Origin of the sequence: Paraburkholderia sp. BCC1885, from assembly GCF_900996235.1 — a bacterium.
Classification (GTDB): domain Bacteria; phylum Pseudomonadota; class Gammaproteobacteria; order Burkholderiales; family Burkholderiaceae; genus Paraburkholderia.
Genome location: NZ_CAAJGM010000169.1, coordinates 1 through 440 on the forward strand (window position 1 = coordinate 1; position 440 = coordinate 440).

At 68.2% G+C, this 440-nt stretch carries 1 protein-coding gene; it reads right to left on the reverse strand.

Going from position 1 to position 440, the window contains the following annotated elements; all coding sequences use genetic code 11:
- Positions 1 to 60: 60 nt before the first annotated feature.
- On the reverse strand, positions 61 to 440 hold a 380-nt coding region (locus FQ755_RS16170; RefSeq protein WP_222105737.1), incomplete at its 5' end, for a hypothetical protein.

Consider the following 440-nt stretch of genomic DNA (forward strand, 5'->3'; position numbering starts at 1 on the left):
CCGGGCTCGCTCTGGAGCTTGTCCGTGTCTGGAGCCTGTCCGTGAAGCCATCGCGCCGGCCTAGAAGCGCACGAACTCGAAGTCGGCCGAGGTGCCTGCCGCCTGGCTGGCGAGATCGGACAGCGCGATCTTCCTGACCACCGACTCGTTCCACGGGTTGGTGTAATAGACCATGCTGCCGGGCACGTCGACGCGGATCACCGCGAAGGCATGGCCGTCGCCCTTGGACCAGTCGCCGTGCCGGTCGGGCTTGCCGCCGAACACCATCGCCACGCGCGAGCCGAGCTCGTCGGCGTGCTGGCCGAGGAAGCCGACGATGTCCTGGCTGCTGCTGTCGCGATCGGCCAGGCGCGCATGCGTGCCGTAGCCGCCGGCCAGCACCGCCATCACCTTGTTGGTCGGCAGCGAGCCCTTGGCCGGGTCGAGATGGAAATACTGGA